This window comes from Photobacterium kasasachensis (assembly GCF_050336885.1).
Lineage (GTDB): Bacteria > Pseudomonadota > Gammaproteobacteria > Enterobacterales > Vibrionaceae > Photobacterium > Photobacterium kasasachensis.
In genome coordinates, this window is sequence record NZ_JAKJSH010000012.1 from 88,106 (window position 1) to 107,584 (window position 19,479).

17 protein-coding genes and 2 tRNA genes are annotated in these 19,479 nt (G+C 47.3%); 11 read left to right on the forward strand and 8 right to left on the reverse strand.

Translation table 11 applies throughout. The annotated features are described in order from the left end of the window. Nucleotides 1-33: 33 nt before the first annotated feature. Complete coding sequence (locus L4D19_RS17375; RefSeq protein WP_428453515.1) at nucleotides 34-678, reverse strand: YccT family protein; 645 nt, start codon at nucleotides 676-678, stop codon at nucleotides 34-36. Between the two features lie 132 nt (nucleotides 679-810). Here L4D19_RS17375 and L4D19_RS17380 point away from each other — a divergent pair, with 132 nt between their 5' ends. After that, on the forward strand, nucleotides 811-1,572 hold the full coding sequence (locus L4D19_RS17380; RefSeq protein ID WP_160648397.1) for a sulfite exporter TauE/SafE family protein: 762 nt from the start codon (nucleotides 811-813) through the stop codon (nucleotides 1,570-1,572). 60 nt (nucleotides 1,573-1,632) lie between these two features. Here L4D19_RS17380 and L4D19_RS17385 read toward each other — a convergent pair whose 3' ends face one another. After that, nucleotides 1,633-2,823, reverse strand: a complete 1,191-nt coding sequence (locus tag L4D19_RS17385; protein WP_428453516.1) for a class I SAM-dependent methyltransferase — start codon at nucleotides 2,821-2,823, stop codon at nucleotides 1,633-1,635. Nucleotides 2,824-2,847: 24 nt separating this feature from the next. Here L4D19_RS17385 and L4D19_RS17390 point away from each other — a divergent pair, with 24 nt between their 5' ends. Continuing rightward, on the forward strand, nucleotides 2,848-3,009 hold the full coding sequence (locus L4D19_RS17390) for a hypothetical protein (protein WP_428453517.1): 162 nt from the start codon (nucleotides 2,848-2,850) through the stop codon (nucleotides 3,007-3,009). Nucleotides 3,010-3,011: 2 nt separating this feature from the next. Here the strand turns inward: L4D19_RS17390 and L4D19_RS17395 are convergent, their stop codons facing one another. After that, nucleotides 3,012-4,412, reverse strand: coding sequence for a methyl-accepting chemotaxis protein (locus tag L4D19_RS17395; protein ID WP_428453518.1), 1,401 nt, complete (start codon nucleotides 4,410-4,412; stop codon nucleotides 3,012-3,014). A 99-nt stretch (nucleotides 4,413-4,511) separates the two neighbouring features. Between L4D19_RS17395 and yccX the strand changes: the two genes are divergently transcribed. Further along, entirely contained in the window at nucleotides 4,512-4,784 is a 273-nt protein-coding gene (yccX, locus tag L4D19_RS17400) for an acylphosphatase (RefSeq protein ID WP_075761763.1), read from the forward strand. 73 nt (nucleotides 4,785-4,857) lie between these two features. Here yccX and tusE read toward each other — a convergent pair whose 3' ends face one another. From tusE to L4D19_RS17420, 4 genes are all read right to left on the reverse strand, one after another. Continuing rightward, complete coding sequence (tusE, locus tag L4D19_RS17405; protein WP_075761764.1) at nucleotides 4,858-5,187, reverse strand: sulfurtransferase TusE; 330 nt, start codon at nucleotides 5,185-5,187, stop codon at nucleotides 4,858-4,860. 137 nt (nucleotides 5,188-5,324) lie between these two features. After that, a complete protein-coding gene (locus tag L4D19_RS17410; RefSeq protein WP_075761765.1) occupies nucleotides 5,325-5,990 on the reverse strand; it encodes a Bax inhibitor-1/YccA family protein in 666 nt (221 codons plus the stop codon). Nucleotides 5,991-6,351: 361 nt separating this feature from the next. Next, nucleotides 6,352-7,560: an amino acid ABC transporter substrate-binding protein gene (locus L4D19_RS17415; RefSeq protein WP_428453519.1), complete on the reverse strand. Its 1,209-nt coding sequence runs from the start codon at nucleotides 7,558-7,560 to the stop codon at nucleotides 6,352-6,354. A 168-nt stretch (nucleotides 7,561-7,728) separates the two neighbouring features. Further along, entirely contained in the window at nucleotides 7,729-8,616 is an 888-nt protein-coding gene (locus tag L4D19_RS17420; protein WP_428453520.1) for an adhesion domain-containing protein, read from the reverse strand. A gap of 385 nt (nucleotides 8,617-9,001) precedes the next feature. Here L4D19_RS17420 and L4D19_RS17425 point away from each other — a divergent pair. The 6 genes from L4D19_RS17425 to galM all read left to right on the forward strand — a co-directional run bounded on the left by L4D19_RS17425 (nucleotide 9,002) and on the right by galM (nucleotide 14,149). Continuing rightward, a tRNA-Ser gene (locus L4D19_RS17425) sits at nucleotides 9,002-9,092 on the forward strand. 41 nt (nucleotides 9,093-9,133) lie between these two features. Continuing rightward, nucleotides 9,134-9,210 (forward strand) — tRNA-Asp (locus tag L4D19_RS17430). 474 nt (nucleotides 9,211-9,684) lie between these two features. Continuing rightward, nucleotides 9,685-10,695 carry a UDP-glucose 4-epimerase GalE gene (gene galE / locus L4D19_RS17435; RefSeq protein ID WP_428453521.1) on the forward strand — a complete coding sequence of 337 codons (1,011 nt, stop codon included), beginning with the start codon at nucleotides 9,685-9,687 and terminating at the stop codon, nucleotides 10,693-10,695. 97 nt (nucleotides 10,696-10,792) lie between these two features. Then, complete coding sequence (locus tag L4D19_RS17440) at nucleotides 10,793-11,848, forward strand: UDP-glucose--hexose-1-phosphate uridylyltransferase (protein WP_428453522.1); 1,056 nt, start codon at nucleotides 10,793-10,795, stop codon at nucleotides 11,846-11,848. A gap of 23 nt (nucleotides 11,849-11,871) precedes the next feature. Beyond that, nucleotides 11,872-13,062 carry a galactokinase gene (galK, locus tag L4D19_RS17445; protein ID WP_428453523.1) on the forward strand — a complete coding sequence of 397 codons (1,191 nt, stop codon included), beginning with the start codon at nucleotides 11,872-11,874 and terminating at the stop codon, nucleotides 13,060-13,062. A 19-nt stretch (nucleotides 13,063-13,081) separates the two neighbouring features. Next, complete coding sequence (gene galM, locus L4D19_RS17450; protein ID WP_428453524.1) at nucleotides 13,082-14,149, forward strand: galactose-1-epimerase; 1,068 nt, start codon at nucleotides 13,082-13,084, stop codon at nucleotides 14,147-14,149. 98 nt (nucleotides 14,150-14,247) lie between these two features. On the opposite strand, the gene L4D19_RS17455 is transcribed toward galM, so the two are convergent. After that, a complete protein-coding gene (locus L4D19_RS17455; RefSeq protein ID WP_428453525.1) occupies nucleotides 14,248-15,252 on the reverse strand; it encodes a substrate-binding domain-containing protein in 1,005 nt (334 codons plus the stop codon). A gap of 537 nt (nucleotides 15,253-15,789) precedes the next feature. On the opposite strand from L4D19_RS17455, the gene L4D19_RS17460 reads away from it, so the two are divergent. Together L4D19_RS17460 and L4D19_RS17465 are read left to right on the forward strand one after the other, a co-directional pair. Further along, nucleotides 15,790-17,244 carry an SLC5 family protein gene (locus L4D19_RS17460; RefSeq protein WP_428453526.1) on the forward strand — a complete coding sequence of 485 codons (1,455 nt, stop codon included), beginning with the start codon at nucleotides 15,790-15,792 and terminating at the stop codon, nucleotides 17,242-17,244. Nucleotides 17,245-17,341: 97 nt separating this feature from the next. Beyond that, nucleotides 17,342-19,447, forward strand: a complete 2,106-nt coding sequence (locus tag L4D19_RS17465) for an alpha-galactosidase (RefSeq protein ID WP_428453527.1) — start codon at nucleotides 17,342-17,344, stop codon at nucleotides 19,445-19,447. Nucleotides 19,448-19,479 lie beyond the last annotated feature (32 nt).

The window sequence follows — 19,479 nt, forward strand, 5'->3', positions numbered from 1 at the left end:
TTTTTGATCGAGTAAGGTGCTAGAACAGTTAGATTATGACTGATTGATCCGCGCCTTAAAGCGCTCTCGAGTTGCTTCGTCAGCCTGGGAATACCAATAATTCAGCATACTTTCTGCAACGTTTTGGCCTTGTTGTGTGGCTTCAGCTGTTGGCTGGGTGCTGCCAGATGCCGGAAGGATGGCTGGTAGTGTGGTTGTTGCAATAGCCGATTTAAGCGCAGCAGGTTTGTCCGTAAGGTTATACTGTGCAATTTCCTTTTCAAAATCACGGCCGAACTGCAGGCCGTGCTTAATCAGCTTATCTTGTTGAGTCTCAACAGAGTTGCCTTGCTCATCCGTCAAAGTTATCGAAGGGCTACGGTTGAACCTCTGGGCGTCTTGCTCGGTACGTAGTTTTGGTAGCTTAAGCTGATAAGTGCCGTCCTGACCGGAGAATTTCATGATGACGACATCAGATTTAAACATCTGGTGCTCGCCGTTTTCACGGTAGCTGTCTTGATAGCGGAAGGCAATTTGGTTTTCACCGTTTTCGAGTGAAAGCGGATCGTTTCCAGACGTTTCAACGCCGTTAACTAAAACGAGTTCGGCGCTGTAGGGAAGTTCTAGTGTGACATTGGCGAGAGCAGAGAAACTTAGCCCACATGCAGCTAAGGCCAGAATGGCAGTACGAAATTTCATGTCAGTTCCTTGATGGTTCTATTATCACAGCAGTTTGGCGCTGATGGCCTGAATATAACCTGAATGCTGTAGCGTATAGCACAGAGATTAATGTATAACTGATAGAAATTTAAATAGGAAGTTGAAAAGTATATGGATATCACGCTTCTTGAAGTTGCCCTGCTGCTGGTTACAGGTTTTTTAGCAGGGATAATCAATACCCTGGCGGGCGGTGGTTCGAACCTGACACTGCCCGCATTGATGGTGATGGGAATGCCGGCAGAGGTTGCTAATGCCACGAACCGAGTCGGTGTAGCCATACAGGGGCTGACTGCTGTTGTCGGTTTCCGTAAGCACAATAAACTCGATACGTCGGATACGGGTCCCATTTTGGTTCCGACTATCATTGGAGGGCTGTTAGGAGCTGCTGCAGCCGCTTACGCACCATCCGGCTGGATAAAGCCCTTGTTGCTGGGCACAATGCTGGCGATGGCATTCATTATTCTCGTCAAGCCGTCAATTGTTGCACCGGAGCCGGGAACGCTAAGTCGAAAAGTTATGGAGACACCAAGCTCATGGTGGGGGCTGGGTCTTGCTGGTTTTTACGGGGGCTTTGTACAGGCCGGGGTAGGCTTTGTTCTGCTGGCAGCCTTGGCAGGTACGTTGCGTTACGACTTGGTCCGTGCCAATGCCCTGAAAATGCTTTGTACCTTGGTATTTACTGTTGTGGCGTTAGGGCTGTTTATCGCTGAAGATCTGGTCATGTGGGGACCAGGATTGATTCTGGCGTTCGGAACCATGTTCGGGGCAAACTTGGCGGTCAAGATGGCCATCAAAGCCAAGCCAGAAACCTTAAAGTGGTTTTTATTTATTATGACGCTCTGCGGCTGTATTGCTGCGACCTTGAGTGATTAAAAAGCCAGACCATATATAGTTGGTCTGGCTTAATTGCTAGGTTGTTATTTTTGCGTACGGCTATTTAACGTAGCACGCAAAGCCTTTCAGGTAGAAGCCTTCCGGATAGGCACTGTCCAGTGGATGGTCGGCTGCCTGGCTGAAGCGCTCAATAAACTGAACCTCGCGTTTGGCATCCAGTGCCGCATCGGCGATGATCTTCTGGAACAAATTATTGTCCATCAGGCCAGAGCACGAGTAAGTCAGCAGGGTACCGCCTGGCTTGAGGATTTGCATAGCCAGCATGTTGATATCTTTGTAGCCCCGGCATGCGCCAACCAGCTGAGATTTCGATTCTGCAAATTTCGGCGGATCCATGATAACTACATCGAACTCTTCACCGCGATCACGGTAGTCGCGCAGTAACTTGAACACGTCAGCATTAACAAACTCTGCATTCTCGACAGGAAGCTCGTTCATTTCTGCATTTAGGCGCGCGGTATCCAGTGCAGGTTGCGAGACATCAACGTTGACCACTTTGCTCGCACCACCCTTAAGGGCGTACAAGCCGAATCCGCCAGTGTAACAGAAGCAGTTCAGTACGCGTTTGCCGTCTACGTATTTGACAGCGCCTTGGCGGCTATCGCGTTGATCGAGGTAAAAGCCGGTCTTATGGCCACCAACAATATCGACGTTGATTTTGACGCCGTTTTCCTCGATGGTAACAAACTTTGGCGGCTCCTCGCCTGAGAGTACACCTGTACGCTGTTTCAGTCCTTCTTTCTTGCGTACTGAGACATCTGAACGTTCATAGACACTGCATTCCGGGTAGCAGATATTCAGCGCTTCAACCAGCGCCTCTTTCTGCGCTTCGGCACCTGCGCTTAATAGCTGGCACACCAAGAAGTCTTGATAGCGGTCGATGGTGATCCCCGGCATACCGTCAGACTCGGCGGCAATAAGGCGGTAGCCAGTCAGGCCGTCACGTTGAGCCAATATATCGCGTAGGCCTTGTGCGCTGTTTAGGCGGTTAACGAAGAAGTTAACATCTACAGCTTCGTTTTTATTGAATGTCCATACCCGAACACGGATCTGAGATTGTGGAGAATAAGCGCCACGAGCTAACCATTCGCCTTTATGGTCGAAGACTTCGACGGTTTCCCCAAGAGAAGGTTTACCTTCTATACGTTGAATACCGCGAGAAAAGACCCAAGGATGACGACGGCGAAGTGACTTTTCGCGGCCTTTAACCAGATAAATTGAAGCTGTCATGACATGCCCAGTAAGGAGTTCGGAATGGTCGCGTATTATGTTGTTCGCAAGGAGGAAAAGCAAATTTATCTTGTGGCCGGGATGGAAATGAATTTGCCTCTCTTTGCCTGGCTTGTGTTTGTTGTTTTGGGAGCTGAAAGAAACAGGGCGTGCACACTGGCACGCCCTTGGATTGTTACTGGTTAGAGTTAGGCTTTAAGGCCGCTCATTAATGATTCGAGGACTTCCGCCTGTTGGTTCAAATGTTCAATCTGATTGGCAGACTGAGTGATCACGTCGCAGATCTGATTTGACTGAGAGCGAACCTGCTCGACGCTGGTAGCGATATTGTCGGCGACAGCGCCTTGTTGCTCTGCGGCCGCTGCGATTTCAGTACTGCGGTCAGAAATCAGCTGGTTACGTTCGGTTATATGGTTGATCTCGCTATCAACCGAATCCATTAGCTGTTCGCTGCTGCTTGCGTTGGTCACTGTACTTTTCATCACTTCCATCAGCTGCTGGCTGTTTTGCTGCAGGGATTCAATCATTTGCTGAATTTCAACTGTTGCTCCCTGAGTTCGCCCGGCGAGTGTTCTGACTTCGTCGGCAACAACGGCAAAGCCACGTCCCTGTTCGCCGGCACGCGCAGCTTCAATAGCTGCGTTCAGGGCGAGTAGGTTGGTTTGCTCGGAAATACCATTGATAGTGGTGACGACATCATCAATTTTGGCCGCATTGCGATCAAGCTCAATAACTGCATCGGATGCCTGGCTGATCTCGGAGCTAAGTACTGAGATAGCCGTACGGGTTTGGTTAACCTGGGCTCGGCCCTGTTCCGAAACCTGCTGGGCTTCGCGGGTTTGCTCGGAAGTTTCATGGGCATGGGTAGCCACTTCGCGGATCGATGTTGCCATTTCTTCCGTTGCGCTGGCTAACGAATCCAAATGCTGTTGTTGGTCCGTAGACAGCGATTCACTTTCGTGGCTACGCTGGCGTAAGTCACTGCTGATTTGTTGCATTAGTGCAGTTGCTTGCTGGGTCGCCAGAACCAGTTTCTGTTCCCTCTCACTAACGCGGTCAATGGTGATGGCCAGGGTACTGAATTCATCCCGAACCTTGAAGAAATTCAGGCGGTTGGTTAAGTCGCCGTCAGCGAGTGCCTGTAGGGCTTTATTGGTGGTAAACATCGCACCACCAATGAAAGTCATGATGTAGTACACAGCAGCAAGAGCGACTACGAGTATAATGGCAGTGATACTAATTTGAGTTGTTGATAAGTAGCTGAGAAGGCCTGGAAGTTCATTTGCAGTGATTGAGTAGTTCATGCCCTGCACGACGGCAGATAGCTCGCCATTACCGATACGGGCACCGGTTTTCGCAAGCAAGACAGGTGCATCGGACAGGCTGACTTGGTACTCAGATAGCAGTGCCGCCGTTGAATTTAGCTGATTAGTCGTGATTTCAATACGTTGTTCATCGGCGGCATCAACTAAAATTGCACTGATACTTAGAATAGCAATGATTGGAAGTAGGAAGAGAAGATAAAATTTTTCCTGTATTGTTATATGAATTAGATACTTATCGATCCATCGAAAGGCTACTTCTTTCATTAGTGCATCCTATTTTTTTACGGGTGTTATATAGCGGCTTATTGATAAAGCACATATTAAGTTTTTATCGGGATAGTGCGAAAATTCTTGAGGTGATCCATGTCGCAAATTTGTGTAAAAGCAATGATCAAGGGAATGGTTCAGGGAGTTGGGTTCAGATTTCATACTGCGCATGAAGGTCTAAAGCACGGGCTTACTGGCTATGCGAAGAATCTACCCGACGGTAGTGTCGAGGTACTGGCCTGCGGCCACGAAGAGAAAGTGGGGCAACTGTTGCAATGGTTGAATACCGGTCCGAGATCATCAAGAGTGGACAGTGTCGAGACCGAAGAAGTTGAGTGGCGTCATATTGACGGCTTCGAGATTATGTAGAGTCAGAACCTAGAACCTAGAACGAGAAGATTCGTGTCTAGGAACCAGGTTCCAGTCACCGGGCTAGATAGCCTTAGATGCATTTTACCGGCTTGGGTAACCCTGCCAATTTAGTGGCTTGTTTGGCAGGCCCTTTTGGAAAAAGCTTGTAGAGGTAGCGTGAGCTGCCTTTTTCTTCGCCGTATTTTTTCGCCATTGCTTTTACTAGCATGCGAATAGCTGGAGAGGTGTTAAATTCCTTGTAGAAATCTCGTACAAAGTGAACAACTTCCCAGTGTGCTTCGCTAAGCTCAATGCCTTCCTCATCGGCAAGAAGAGGGACAAGCTCAACGGACCAGTCGTCAACATTTTTCAGATAGCCGTGAGCGTCGGTTTCGATTTGTTTACCTTCAAATTCAAGCATGATGCGCCTCGATATTTTGAACCGGGCAAGAATAGTGATTAAGGCGAGAGGCTGCAAGTAAAAGTCGTAACTGGTAAAGCTGAGATATGAAAAAAGCGCCTCGAAAGGCGCTTTTTGAAAAGAGTTAATCGTAATGATTAATCATCGCCACCCATAATACCCAAGATCTGAAGCAGGCTCAGGAATAGGTTATAGATAGAGACATACAGCGTTACTGTTGCTGAAATGTAGTTCGTTTCACCGCCACGGACAATGTTCTGTGTGGTCAGCAGGATAGCTGCAGACGAGAACAGAACAAACATGCCGCTAATAGCCAGTGAAAGCATTGGCATCTGTAGGAAGATGTTAGCAATAACAGCCACTACGATAGCCACGAAACCAGCAAGGATCATTCCGCCAAGGAAAGACAGATCACGCTTGGTAGTAAGTGCGTAAGCCGAACATGCCATAAAGGTCAATGCCGTACCGCCAAGTGCCGGAATAATGGCATGGCCCATACCTGCACCGATGTACATGTTCAGAATCGGACCTAGGGTATAACCCATGAAGCCTGTTAGAGCGAACGTAAAGACGATACCCAAACCGCTATCACGGTTCTTTTCTGTCAGGAACATCAGGCCGTAAAAGCCAACCAATGTAATGATCAGACCCGGGTGAGGTAGGTTCATTGCCATCGCGAAGCCTGCAACTACAGCTGACCACACTAGGGTTAGCGATAGTAGAAAGTATGTGTTGCGTAGAACTTTGTTGGTTGAAAGTACGCTTTCGTAAGCCGAGCCACGATTGACAATACGATCGTTCATAAAAAACTCCCTTCAGGGTTAGTTATGGAGATTGCTAATAAGACATATATTGGGGTATTCACTTATAAATGCAAGTCATTAGTACATAATCGAGTGAATACTATCAGCTATATGCTCTCTGTAAGTTGTTGACACAGATAATACTTAACAATTCATTATCTTGGTGCTCTAAGTTGTAAATTTATGTTTCAACTCCTAGTTGGCTCACAAAATTGAGAATTAATCCCGGGCTTGTTGGCGAGAATGACAACAGTTGATAGGTGAGGGGGGCTAACGCGCCGAAGAGGTACCGCTGATACCAAGGATGAGCCTGTGATAAAGCAATCAGGAGGATCGCTCCTCCTGATTGCGACGACAGAGGTTACCGGATAGGTGGGGCATACTGTATGCCGCCATCACGCCATAGCGCGTTGACATCACGTCGAACTTTAAGTGGAGAGCTCATACCGATAGTACGCTCGAAGCTTTCACTGTAGTTTCCGACTTGCTTGATCACCTGGAAGCTCCAGTCGTCATTTAAACCGAGCCCTTTGCCTTTCGGGCCATCGAGACCAATCAGGCGACGAATGTCCGGGTCATTGGAATTCTTCATATCATCGACACTGATTGATGAGACCCCTAAGTCTTCAGCATGGAGCATGGTATAGAGAGTCCACTTCACAATGTTGAACCATTGGTCGTCATCTTTACGTACTGCCGGTCCAAGTGGTTCTTTGGAAATAAGTTCGGGAAGCACGACGACAGAGTCAGGATCTTCCATACCTAAGCGATGGGCGTAGAGCGCAGACTGATCGGTCGTCATGACATCACAGCTACCTTCTTTAAACCCGCCAACAGTTTTCTCTTCGGTGTCAAAAACGACGGGGGTATATTTCATTTCACGGAAATTAAAATAGTCAGCCAGATTTAGTTCGGTGGTCGTACCGGACTGGACACATACCGATTTACCATCAAGCTCTGTGGCACTGGAAACGCCAAGGCTTTTTTTGACCATAAATCCTTGGCCGTCGTAATAATTCACACCGGCAAAATTGACTCCCAACGCCGTGTCTCGATGAAGGGTCCAGGTTGTGTTACGGACTAAAAGGTCAACTTCGCCAGACTGGAGTGCCGTAAAACGTTCCTTGGTAGTGAGTGGAATGTACTTTACCTTTGTTTTGTCACCAATGGTCGCTGCTGCAACCGCCTGGCAGAATTCGACATCTAACCCTTCCCATTCGCCGTTTTCATTTGGGTTAGAAAACCCTGGTAGTCCCGTGCTGACTCCGCACTGGAGGTATCCTTGTTTTTTTACTTTCTCCAAGGTGCCGCCGGGTTGCTCAGCTGAAGTCTTGTTAGCTGCCAGTTGTTTTTCGAGACTGAGAATTTTGTCTTCCAGTGCTTTCGTGTCTGTGTCGGTTGTTGCTGTGGTTGCGGGCTGTTCAGCTTGTTCAAGCTGTTTTTCGAGGGCTTGTACTTTTGCTTCCAGTGATTTGATCAGTTCTTTGTCCTGGGCATTGTTACTGTCGCAGCCGGAGAGTAATAGTGCCAGGGTCGTAATGGCCAGAGATAACTTTAGTGTTTGTTTCATAGTTTTGTCCCGTCGATCCAAATGAGGAGAAAACAAACCTCTTGATTTCATTTAAATTACTTATGCAATAAAACTATGTAATTCGTATCATTATTCAGTATAGGAATAGATTGTAATTCTTCTAGTTATCAACATATTTTCGGATCTTGAGGGTGATAATACATAGCGTCAGCTTGCCGCAATCACACAAGTTGTGTAGAGCAGTGCCAGTGGGCGGTATTCGTCACGCTGACCGTTACGCAGGTTTATAGATTCTATTTCACCAGAGTAGAGGCTAATTGTACTGCTCCAATAACTCGATTTGATCGGCCAGTTATTTCGTAACAAGAAATGCTGCCCGTGTGTTTGAAGTTCCTTAAGTTCTTCAGCTGTCGGGAGCCTTAGTCCGTAACGCTGGCACCATTTATTCGCAGCGGTATAGTTTACCTTTGACCAGTACTGGTTATGCTCACGCACAAACATCGGTGGCATATCTTGGGTAGAGTTGATGTTTCTTGGTACGTGATATTTTAAATTGTTAAAAGTAAATGAGTAGATAACAGAGTTTAATACCACTCTATTTTCAACTAAGGTTTTTTTGCTGTTGCTGTTGCTGTTGCTGTTGCTGTTGCTGTTGCTGTTGCTGCTTTTTGCGCTAGTTTTGGTTGTTTGCGGCTTAACTGGTGCTGGTGAGTATTTTACTTGGCCAGGCAAAGTGATCCGCGTGTTGGTCTGGCGGATGAAGGTATCTTTTAGCTGGTGGCGGGCGAGCTGTAGTTTAGCCCCTTGAGCCTGTGCATGGCTTTGAAATGGCCCTATCAGGCATCGCGATTTGCCATTATCCGGGACCAAATAGCTATTATTCTTAAACAGCTTATTTATTGTTGCCGTGGTTCTTGAATTGGGTAACGACTGACCATAATGGCATTGAATCCAAAAACTACTGTCTTTGTTTTTGGGGGCTCGCCCCCATAACCCCTTTCCGATATCGCACTGGGCATTCAGATATTGCCAGCCGGACTCGACCTTATCTACCCTGCAGTTTGCTGTGCTGGACTCAATTGCGTAACTATTCAATGAAAAGCAAGAAAGGGCGAGTATAAGCCAGTATGCAGGCCGTTGTATTTGCTGACAGATCATGGTGCTAATAACTCGAGGCTAAAGTATTACGTTTTCTATGAAATCATAGGAAATGTCATATTTAAGTGAAATATCTGATGAAAGTATAGAGATATGGTGTTTTTTTTTCGAATTTGAGTGATTGAGCCAATAACTTGTTTATCACAGGGAAGGCAAGCGAAGGAAAGCTGAACCTAACTTGCACGGGTGCTCGAAAAACAACCTGAGGTATTTGTAATCGTTATATTTTTAACCGTTTGGGCTTACTTTGAGCAGTTGCCATTTTTTTGCCAAAAAAGGCTTTACAGAAAAAACTGAAATCCGTATTATTCACCGCACTTACGGAGAGATGGCTGAGTGGTTGAAAGCACCGGTCTTGAAAACCGGCATACGTTTGTAGCGTATCTAGGGTTCAAATCCCTATCTCTCCGCCACATTCTAGAAATTGGGCACAAGCCGAGTTTCACACAGAATTGGAGCGGTAGTTCAGTTGGTTAGAATACCGGCCTGTCACGCCGGGGGTCGCGGGTTCGAGTCCCGTCCGCTCCGCCACTACACTAAAGGCTCAGTCGAAAGACTGGGCCTTTTTTGTATTCCCGCGACGAGAGTCCTTCGGCCTCTTGGTCGCGGCACTGGCCGTGCGCGTTGACTCCCGTCCGCTCCGCCACTGATTTAAGCCTGATGCGAAAGCGTCAGGCTTTTTTCGTTTTAATGCACCCGAAAGTACCGCGCAGCCTTGAAATATACATTGAAATGCAATGGTTAATCGTTTACACGTTTGTATATCTTAACCCTGAAGATATAGGGTGATTCATCAAGAATAGAGCGAATATCGAAGATATATTGCCAGTTTTTGGTTTGGGTTTTGTGTTTGATGTGTGGAAACGTTTACATCATCTGTGGGTTTGATCACGGAATTAGGGGCAATTTGGTTGATACACTCCTTGTCAGTTAGAGGTGGTTGGTTCTTTTCTGGTCGGTAAGTTTGCCGCCAACCAACCGGCAATCAAGATAGGGAGAAAAATAGTGAAGGTATTAGTCACTGGAGGGATGGGGTACATCGGCAGCCATACCTGTGTTCAGATGATAGAAGCCGGTTTAGAACCTGTGATTCTGGATAACCTTTGTAATAGTAAAGAAGCTGTTCTTGAACGCATTAATCAACTGACTGGCGTGACCCCCGTATTTTATAAAGGCGATATTCGTGACCGAGATATTCTAGATCAGATATTTAACGAGCAGAAAATTGACTCTGTTATCCATTTTGCAGGCCTGAAAGCTGTTGGTGAATCTGTCGAAAAACCGCTTGATTACTATGATAACAACGTACACGGCACTTTAATGCTAATGGATGCGATGAAGAATGCAGGCATCAATAGCCTGGTATTCAGTTCTTCGGCAACCGTTTATGGCGATCCGGCTGAAGTGCCAATCAACGAAAACACCCCAACAGGCAATGTAACTAATCCTTATGGCCGCAGTAAATATATGGTCGAGGAATGCCTGCGTGATATCCAGTCTGCAGCCCCTGAAATGAGCATCACCTTGCTGCGCTATTTCAATCCAGTTGGTGCACATCCATCGGGCATTATTGGTGAAGATCCACAAGGGATTCCTAACAATCTAATGCCGTTTATTGCTCAGGTAGCCGTTGGTCGTCGTGAGTTCCTCTCAGTATTTGGTAATGATTACCCAACACCAGACGGTACTGGTGTGCGGGATTATATCCACGTAATGGACTTGGCCGATGGTCACATTGCGGCACTGAATGCCGTGGGTCAAAAGGGCGGTCTTCACATTTACAACCTTGGAACAGGTAAGGGCAGTAGCGTACTTGAAATGGTCGATGCATTTAGTGAAGCGTGCGGTCATGAAATTGCTTACAAGCTCTGCCCGCGTCGTTCTGGTGATATCGCAGAATGCTGGGCCGATACATCAAAAGCCGCTCAAGAGATGGGCTGGAAAGCGCAGTTTGATGTGAAAGCGATGGCACAAGATACGTGGCGTTGGCAGTCAAATAACCCGAATGGTTACTAAAAGTTTCTAACCGGGAAGGTCTGATTCATCTCGTTACTTTCTCGGATTAATCCAAATTTAAACGCTCGATGCTGAGCAATTGAAAATTGAGAGCCCTATGTTAGAGAACACATTTGATCCGGTTGAACACCCGCACCGTCGCTATAACCCGCTAACTGATCAGTACGTCCTTGTTTCACCCCACCGTGCCAAACGACCTTGGCAAGGAGCGGATGAAACACCTGAAGTGGCGGATGATGCAAAATACGATAGTGGTTGTTTCCTTTGCCCTACCAATACTCGCGTGTCTGGCGACAAGAATCCGGACTACCTGGGTACATACGTTTTTAATAATGACCATGCAGCGCTAACGATCGATACGCCGGATGCGCCAGAGCCGAACAATCCATTATTCCGTTGTGAAAGTGCACGAGGCCTAAGCAGGGTGATTTGTTTTTCCCCCGATCACAGCAAGACACTGCCTGAACTGCCAGTGCCAGTGATCCGCAACGTTATCGATACCTGGAATGAACAAATTGAAGAGCTTGGCAAGGAATATATCTGGGTACAGGCTTTCGAAAACAAAGGTACGACCATGGGGTGTTCACAGCCTCACCCGCACGGCCAGATCTGGGCTAACAGTTTTCTTCCGAATGAAATAGCGCGTAAAGATGACAATCTAAAAGCTTATTACCAAAAGAATGGTAGCAACCTGCTTGTTGACTACGCCAAAGCAGAGATGGAAGACGGCTCTCGTACCGTTGTTGAAACCGAGCACTGGATTGCCGTTGTCCCTTACTGGGCTGCCTGGCCGTTCGAAACTATGCTGATGCCGAAGACACACATCCGTCGTATGAATGATCTGACTGGCGAGCAACGTGATGATCTGGCACTTGCGATCAAGAAGTTGACAAGCCGTTACGATAATCTGTTTAAGTGTTCATTTCCGTATTCCATGGGCTGGCATTATGCGCCTTTCTTCAAAGATGGTGATACCTCAACGGATCATTGGCAGCTTCACGCTCTGTTCTACCCGCCATTGCTACGCTCAGCGACTGTACGTAAATTTATGGTGGGTTATGAAATGCTGGCAGAAAGCCAGCGTGATCTGACGGCAGAACAAGCAGCAGACAAGCTACGCGCACTCAGCGATATCCATTTTCGTGAACAATAAGCAGAAATTAGTAGGAACAAGAAATGATCAATCTAAAATCACAAGCACTAATTGATGCCGTAAATACGTCTTTTTCTAGTGTGCTTGGCTATAGTGCGACACACATAATTCAAGCTCCGGGCCGTGTAAACCTGATTGGCGAGCATACCGATTACAACGACGGCTTCGTACTGCCATGTGCGATTGACTACCAGACCATGGTTGCTGCTGCGTGCCGTGATGACAACATCGTTCGCGTTGTTTCTGTCGATTACGCAAATGAAACGAAGGAATTTGACCTGACCAAGGAGATTACTTTCGACCAGGACTGTATGTGGATTAACTACATCAAGGGGGTGGTTAAGTGTCTGCGCGGTCGTGGTTATGAGTTTGGTGGCGCTGATATCTCTGTCAGCGGCAATGTACCACAGGGGGCGGGCCTCAGCTCTTCGGCTGCACTTGAAGTGGTCATCGGTCAGACCTTTAAAACACTATACAACCTCTCAATCTCTCAGCAGGATATCGCATTAAATGGCCAACAGGCCGAAAACGAGTTTGTTGGTTGTAACTGCGGCATCATGGATCAGTTAATTTCTGCGGAAGGTGAAGAAAACCATGCGTTACTTATTGACTGTCGCTCGCTAGAAACCAAAGCGGTTTCTATGCCTGATGATATGGCGGTGGTGATCATCAACTCTAACAAGAAGCGTGGCTTGGTCGATAGTGAATACAATACTCGACGCGAGCAGTGTGAAGAAGCTGCGCGTATTTTCGGAGTGAAAGCTCTGCGTGATGTGACTATCGAGCAGTTCAATGCCCGCTCTGCGGAGCTGGATAAAGTGGTCGCCAAACGTGCGCGTCACGTCATTACTGAAAACAACCGAACAGAAGAAGCCGCTATCGCATTAAGTATTGGCGACATGAAACGTATGGGAGAGCTGATGGCTGAGTCTCATGTCTCTATGCGCGATGATTTTGAAATCACAGTGCCTGAAATCGACTTTATTGTTGAAACTGTGAAAAAAGTGATTGGGGAGAAGGGCGGTGTACGCATGACCGGCGGAGGCTTCGGCGGCTGTGTGGTATCAGTGATGCCTCCAGCGTTAGTTAATGATGTAAAGGCGGTAATCGAGGCGTCCTACGAAGCAGAAACCGGACTAAAAGAAACGATCTATGTTTGCAAAGCTATGGTGGGTGCCGGTGTGGTTGATGCGCTAGAGACGGTAGCGGCTTAGGTCCAGTGAGGTGTTTTCCATGGTGGTAGAAAATTACTTAAAGGATACTATGACAGCGGAGGCGGCCTATGATGGTCGCCCGGCCCAAGTGTTCACTCTCAGTAATACAAAGGGAATGACTGTCACTTTTATGGACATCGGCGCAACCTGGTTGAGTTGTCAGGTGATGGTAGCGGGCAAGGCTAGGGAAGTGCTGTTGGGAGTGAGTACGATGTCACAACACCAGCAGCAACTGGCGTATTTAGGCGCTACGGTAGGCCGATATGCAAACCGTATAAAGGCAGGGAGGTTCAGCTACCAGGATCAGGAATATCAACTTAAGAACAATCAGGCTGGGAACTGCCTTCATGGTGGGCCAAACGGCTTCGATCAGCGTCGCTGGCATGCCGAGCAGTCTGGCGAGCAGGCTCTGTCGTTTTCATTGCATTCGCAAGATGGTGATCAAGGTTTTCCTGGCAACTTAGCTGCTCAGGTACGCTATGAGTTATCTGATGATAACGAGGTGACGGTTAGTTACACCGCTATGGTCGACAAGCCTTGCCCGGTTAATTTAACCAATCACGCCTATTTCAATCTAATGGGGGCAGAAGCAGGGCATGACTGCCTTGAACATCAACTACAGATAAATGCGGCTGACTACCTGCCAACGGATAATAAAGGGATCCCTCTCGGTGATCTTAAACCTGTTGCTGGTACGGGGTTTGATTTTACATTCAGTAAAACGATCGGCAGGGACTATCTGCTAGACGAGGATCAGAAACGGGCATCTGGCTATGATCATTCCTTCTTGCTTAACGATGCCTGTTATGGTGGTAAAGCAATAGCGGCAAGGGCTGTCTCTCCGGATGGGAAGCTTATGCTGGAAGTGACGACAACGAAGCCGGCCGTTCAGCTCTATATCGGTAGTTTTCTTGTTGGCTGTCCTAATCGCACCGGTGGCGAATATGCAAATTTAGCTGGTTTTGCACTTGAAACACAGTTTTTGCCTGATTCACCCAATCACCCGGAGTGGTCGCAGCCATCTTGTATATTGCTACCAGACCAAACTTACCGACATAGTACGGTTTATCGCCTGACGGCAGTATAAGCAGAACTCGGTGGATAAAAATGAAGAAGCCCCAACTGATGATGTCAGTTGGGGCTTTTTTCGTTTATCCGGTTTCGTTAACTCTGGTTAAGCGTGTTTTAACCCTCTGTTTGTGCCACAGATAGGCGACGGACCAGAGTAGGAACAAACATACGTGTTTCATTTTCGCTATTGCTGCTTTTCGCTAGTTTAAGGGAAAGCAGAGCGGCTTGTTCCGCCATGATCTGGATTGGATAGCGGACTGTTGTTAGTTTCGGGTGCAGGTATTTGGCGATCAGGCCATCATCAAACCCGATTAGTGACATTTGTTCAGGGGCTTTCACGCCGTTCTCGTCAAGCACCGACAGGGCACCAGCAGCCATATAGTCATTGTATGCGGCAACGGCAGTGATCGGTAGATTCTTGGCGAGTAAGTTTGTCATCGCACTTTCTCCACCTTGCTCGTCCGGACTTGCGTGCTCGATATAGCTGCTTGGACTGGTTAGACCGTGCGCATGAAGGGCATCAAGGTATCCGGCCTTACGTTGCTCGACGTCTTCAATGTCATGATTCGAGCAGACATAACCAATGTGTTTGTGGCCATGACGAATAAGATACTCGGTGGCTAGGTATGATCCCTTGTGATTATCGAGCGCAATACAGCGTTCAGCAATTTCAGGGATGTATCGGTTGATTAACACCATTCCCGGTACTTCATTGGCAAGAGCAATGAGCTCTTCGTTGCTCAACCCTTTACTGTGGATCACCAAAGATTCGCAGCGGCTGTTAATTAGCAGATCAATTGCTTCGCGCTCGGTTTCAGCATGGTGATAGCCATTGCCGATCAGAAGGTGTTTGCCGTTGTGACGGGCTACACTGTCAACGGCTTTGACGAGGGCACCAAAGAAGGGATCAGAGACATCACCAACCAAGACACCCATGGTGTTGGTTGATTGGCTCACCAAGGCCCTTGCATTGGCATTGGGGCGGTACCCCAGTTTACGCATGGCCTGACTGACAGCTTCGATAGCTGTCGGGCTTGCTTTAGGGGATTTATTGATGACCCGTGAAACAGTTGCAACTGAAACGCCTGCCTCTTTTGCTACATCTTTGATGGTTGCCATATTTACCTCTGTGTTGCCTGCGGCGCCATTAAACAATGGTTGTGAAAATAAGGCAAATCAAGATTACATAATTGAAGGATATGTACGTTTACCTCTTACGAATCATACCATAATGGGATGTATACGTTACCACAAAATGCGTGGTATCAGCGAGTGCGTCCAAGGGTGTGTGATTTTCGCTTACACTGTTTGATGAAGTTTTGTTCGGAGTGTTACAGGCTAGTGAGGCTGTTTTTAGAGGTTATGCTGCCAATTACAGTGGTGGGATTATGAAATGTGATCGAATCGATCTTTTTTAATAATGGATCTATCGGTAGGGTAAACGTTTCCACTAATGTCGTGTTGATCACGGATCATTCGAACAGCAGATATTAATCTTATACCTATTACGACGAGTGAGGATTGATACTCAGTAATAATAATAGCAGTCGAGAATAATCTCGACTTTTTATGACCAAGGTGTGTAAACGTTTCCACTTTAAGTCATGTTTAGATTAACCCAGTATATGAAGCAATTCTGAAAATAAGGAACCAACCATGGATTCAGTAATTCAGCTAATAGTGTTTATTGCACTGACTGCGCTGGTAGGGTATTTGACATACCGGAAGTGTGCCGAGGCAGGCCCGCGCGGCGACGGAACAAAAGATTACTTTCTGGCTGGCGGCGGCCTGTCTTGGGTATTTATCGCCGGTTCAATTACATTGACAAACCTAAGTACTGATCAGTTGGTCGGAATGAACGGTAACCAGATGGCCCTGCTGGCGATTTGGGAGCTATGCGGCTTTGTTGGCCTATTGATCCTGGCTAAAGTCTTTGTACCTATATATTACAAGTACAACTGTACGACTACGACAGAGTTACTCGAGCGCCGTTATAACAATAAGCATATTCGCGCGACCGTAGGTAGTTTATTTTTGCTTGGTAACATTTTCATCTACCTACCGGCAATGCTATACGGCGGTGCGTTGTTTATGCAGACCATGTTCAATGTTGAAATTGGTCTAATGCCTATCGCTATTATGTTCGCCGTTGTTGGCTCAGCATACGCGATTTTTGGTGGCTTGCGTGCTGTTGCGGTATCGGACACCTTCAGTGGTGTGGGCCTATTAATCATGGCTGTTCTGATTGTATTCCTGGCATTGAGTGCGATTAACTTTGACTTTTCCGGTATCCCGGCAGAGCGCCTGACACTGATTGGTGGTCCTGACTCACCTGTACCATGGCCAACACTGCTGACGGGTATGTTGTTTATCCAGATTTTTTACTGGAGTACAAACCAGACGATTACTCAGCGTGCAATGGCGGCCAAGAATGTTAAAGAAGCGCAGAAAGGGGTATTGGCGGCAGCGGTAATTCGTATTCTTATTGTTCCGGCGATTGTGGTAATTCCTGGTATCGTATCTTACAAACTTTATGGTCAAATTGGTGATGCCGCTTATGGTCGCATCGTGGGTGACCTGTTGCCGAGCTGGCTATCCGGTGCCTTCGCTGCAGTAATGGCTGCCGCGGTATTAACAAGCTTCAACTCAGTACTGAACTCTTCAGCTGCTCTTTATGTCTGTGACATTCACCAGAAATACTTCAATGAAACGCCGAACGTTAAGCGTCTGAGTACCATTGTTTCGATCAGCTTTGTGTTGCTGGCTGTATTCCTGGTTCCGGCTTTTGCTACCGCAGATAGTCTGATTAACCTACTGCAACAGCTTAATGGCCTGCTAAGTATGCCGATCCTGTCAGCATTCATTACTGGCTTGTTGTTCCGTAATGTCCGTGCTGAAGCGGTAATTATGTCGGTGGTATTTGGTACTGCGCTGTATGGCTTCTTTACTTTTGCCTGGACACCAATCCATTACATCCACTTGATGTTCGTTACGCTATGGGCATGTGTATTCTTTGCCTTGTCAGTGAACAAGCTAGTGTTCAAAAACAAAGCAGAGTTAGCATTTGGCTCAAAAAAGCAACTGGACGTTGCCACTGAAACAAATCAATAGTCAGATTTAGGCTACAGCTAATAAATCTATATTGAATAGGGCGCTTCTTCGGAAGTGCCCGGTTTTATCAAAATGAACCATGTTAGAGGTTGCTGTAATGAAAGGTCAGCTTGTTCACCTTCAAAGTAAAGTTACCAGTCTTGTTATCAAGCCCCATCCCATGCCTGAAATTCTCTATTGGGGTAAACGTATTCAAAATCTAGATCTGGGCATTATTCCTGTCACTGACCGCGCAGTTTCACAGGCTCGTTTAGATATTGATGTTCCCCTCACGCTTTGCCCTGAAAACGGAAGAGGGCTGTTTAGTTCTCCGGGGATTGAAGGGCATCGAAAAGGCCTGCAGTGGGCACCGGTATTTTCATTAACGGCTTTTGAGCAGGAAGAAAACACGGCCACTTTCCATTGCAAGGATGACAACGCGCAGCTAGCGCTGACGATTCAGGTTTCGCTTGACCCTGAGTCAGGGGTTATTGAAAAACAGATGTCGGTTACCAACCTCGGTGAGGAGGAGTACCAACTAGATAAGCTGGTGACGACACTGGCTTTGCCAAACCGGGTCAATGAATTATTAACGTTTCATGGCCGCTGGAGCCGTGAGTTCCAGACTCAGCGTGTTGCGTTGAGTCATGGTGGTTTTATTCAGGAAAACCGTCGTGGCCGCACATCCCATGAGTATTTCCCGGGCTTAATGGTCGGTCCGCAGGGGTTTTCTGAACAGCAAGGTGAAGTTTGGGGTTTCCATTTGGGTTGGAGCGGCAATCACCAGTTACGTGCAGATGTAAAAAGCGATGGTCGACGCTTCATTCAGGCCGGGGAGCTATTTTTCTCGGGCGAAATGACACTGTCTTGTGGTGAATCCTACACAACGCCGAGTTTGTATGCCTGTTATAGCCCACAGGGGTTAAACGGTATCAGTCAGGCTTTTCATCAATATGTTCGTACACAGGTTCTTTCTTTCCCAACCGATAAGGTGCGTCCGGTGCACTTAAATACCTGGGAGGGGATCTACTTTGAACATAATCCGGGTTACATCATGAATATGGCATCGGAAGCCGCCGAGATGGGCGTTGAGCGATTTATTATCGATGATGGGTGGTTTGTCGGTAGAGACCATGAACAGGCGGCCCTGGGCGACTGGTTCCTTGATGAGAAGAAATACCCTGATGGCCTGGAGCCGGTAATCGCACACGTTAACCAACTAGGAATGGAATTTGGCTTATGGGTAGAGCCAGAGATGGTGAATCCGGACTCTGATTTGTTCCGTTCTCACCCAGACTGGCTTTTGGCCATTGAGGGGTATGAACAACCGACTGGCCGATGGCAGTACGTACTGAATTTGCAAAATGAAGGCTGTTTTAATTACTTGTTAAGTTGCCTCGACGATTTGCTAACTCGCTACAATATTGGGTATTTCAAGTGGGACATGAACCGCGAGCTTGTTCAGCCGGCCCATGAAGGCAAAGCTGCTGTACATGGCCAGACCAAGGCTCTATACCGCTTGATTGACGAGCTGCGCTCTCGTCATCCTGAGGTCGAGATAGAATCTTGTTCCTCGGGTGGTGGGCGAATTGATTTCGAGGTACTCAAACGTACTCATCGTTTCTGGACGTCAGATTGCAATGATGCGCTGGAGCGTCAGAGCATTCAAAAAGGGATGGGGTACTTCTTCCCGCCTGAGGTGATGGGAGCGCACATTGGTCCGCGGGAAAGTCATACTACGCGCCGCTGTCACTCGATAAATTTACGTGGAGTAACGGCGCTTGGCGGTCATATGGGTGTAGAGCTTGATCCGGTAAAAGAGAGCGATGAGCAGAAACAAGGTTTTGCCCGCTACATTTCCTTGCACAAGCGTTATCGTCACTTGCTTCATTCGGGTACCAGCTTTCGTGTTGATAGTACGGATAATTCGCGCTTTGTGTATGGTGTTACCAATGAAAACGAATTGTTGGTGACGCTTTGCCAATTGGTGATGCCTGATTACTCAATCGCTGAACCTTTACGATTCGGTATGCTTGAACCGCAAAGGCAATACCGGGTTGAAGTAGTCGAAAGGTCTGAGGTTCATCATCAATTAATGAAAAAAGAACCGGACTGGATGAAAGCCCCTTTGGTAGTAAGCGGTGAACTATTGAACGAGGTGGGTTTGACTATGCCTGTGCTCGATCCTGAATCGGCTATGTTGTTGCACATTCAGGCATTGTAATAATAGGAGTTCGGCGGCCAATAAGGCCGCCG

Coding starts and splice junctions, on each gene's coding strand:
- L4D19_RS17375 (WP_428453515.1), bottom strand. CDS start 678: ATGAAATTTCGTACTGCCATTCTGGCCTTAGCTGCATGTGGGCTAAGT.
- L4D19_RS17380 (WP_160648397.1), top strand. CDS start 811: ATGGATATCACGCTTCTTGAAGTTGCCCTGCTGCTGGTTACAGGTTTT.
- L4D19_RS17385 (WP_428453516.1), bottom strand. CDS start 2,823: ATGACAGCTTCAATTTATCTGGTTAAAGGCCGCGAAAAGTCACTTCGC.
- L4D19_RS17390 (WP_428453517.1), top strand. CDS start 2,848: ATGGTCGCGTATTATGTTGTTCGCAAGGAGGAAAAGCAAATTTATCTT.
- L4D19_RS17395 (WP_428453518.1), bottom strand. CDS start 4,412: ATGAAAGAAGTAGCCTTTCGATGGATCGATAAGTATCTAATTCATATA.
- yccX (WP_075761763.1), top strand. CDS start 4,512: ATGTCGCAAATTTGTGTAAAAGCAATGATCAAGGGAATGGTTCAGGGA.
- tusE (WP_075761764.1), bottom strand. CDS start 5,187: ATGCTTGAATTTGAAGGTAAACAAATCGAAACCGACGCTCACGGCTAT.
- L4D19_RS17410 (WP_075761765.1), bottom strand. CDS start 5,990: ATGAACGATCGTATTGTCAATCGTGGCTCGGCTTACGAAAGCGTACTT.
- L4D19_RS17415 (WP_428453519.1), bottom strand. CDS start 7,560: ATGAAACAAACACTAAAGTTATCTCTGGCCATTACGACCCTGGCACTA.
- L4D19_RS17440 (WP_428453522.1), top strand. CDS start 10,793: ATGTTAGAGAACACATTTGATCCGGTTGAACACCCGCACCGTCGCTAT.
- galK (WP_428453523.1), top strand. CDS start 11,872: ATGATCAATCTAAAATCACAAGCACTAATTGATGCCGTAAATACGTCT.
- galM (WP_428453524.1), top strand. CDS start 13,082: ATGGTGGTAGAAAATTACTTAAAGGATACTATGACAGCGGAGGCGGCC.
- L4D19_RS17455 (WP_428453525.1), bottom strand. CDS start 15,252: ATGGCAACCATCAAAGATGTAGCAAAAGAGGCAGGCGTTTCAGTTGCA.
- L4D19_RS17460 (WP_428453526.1), top strand. CDS start 15,790: ATGGATTCAGTAATTCAGCTAATAGTGTTTATTGCACTGACTGCGCTG.
- L4D19_RS17465 (WP_428453527.1), top strand. CDS start 17,342: ATGAAAGGTCAGCTTGTTCACCTTCAAAGTAAAGTTACCAGTCTTGTT.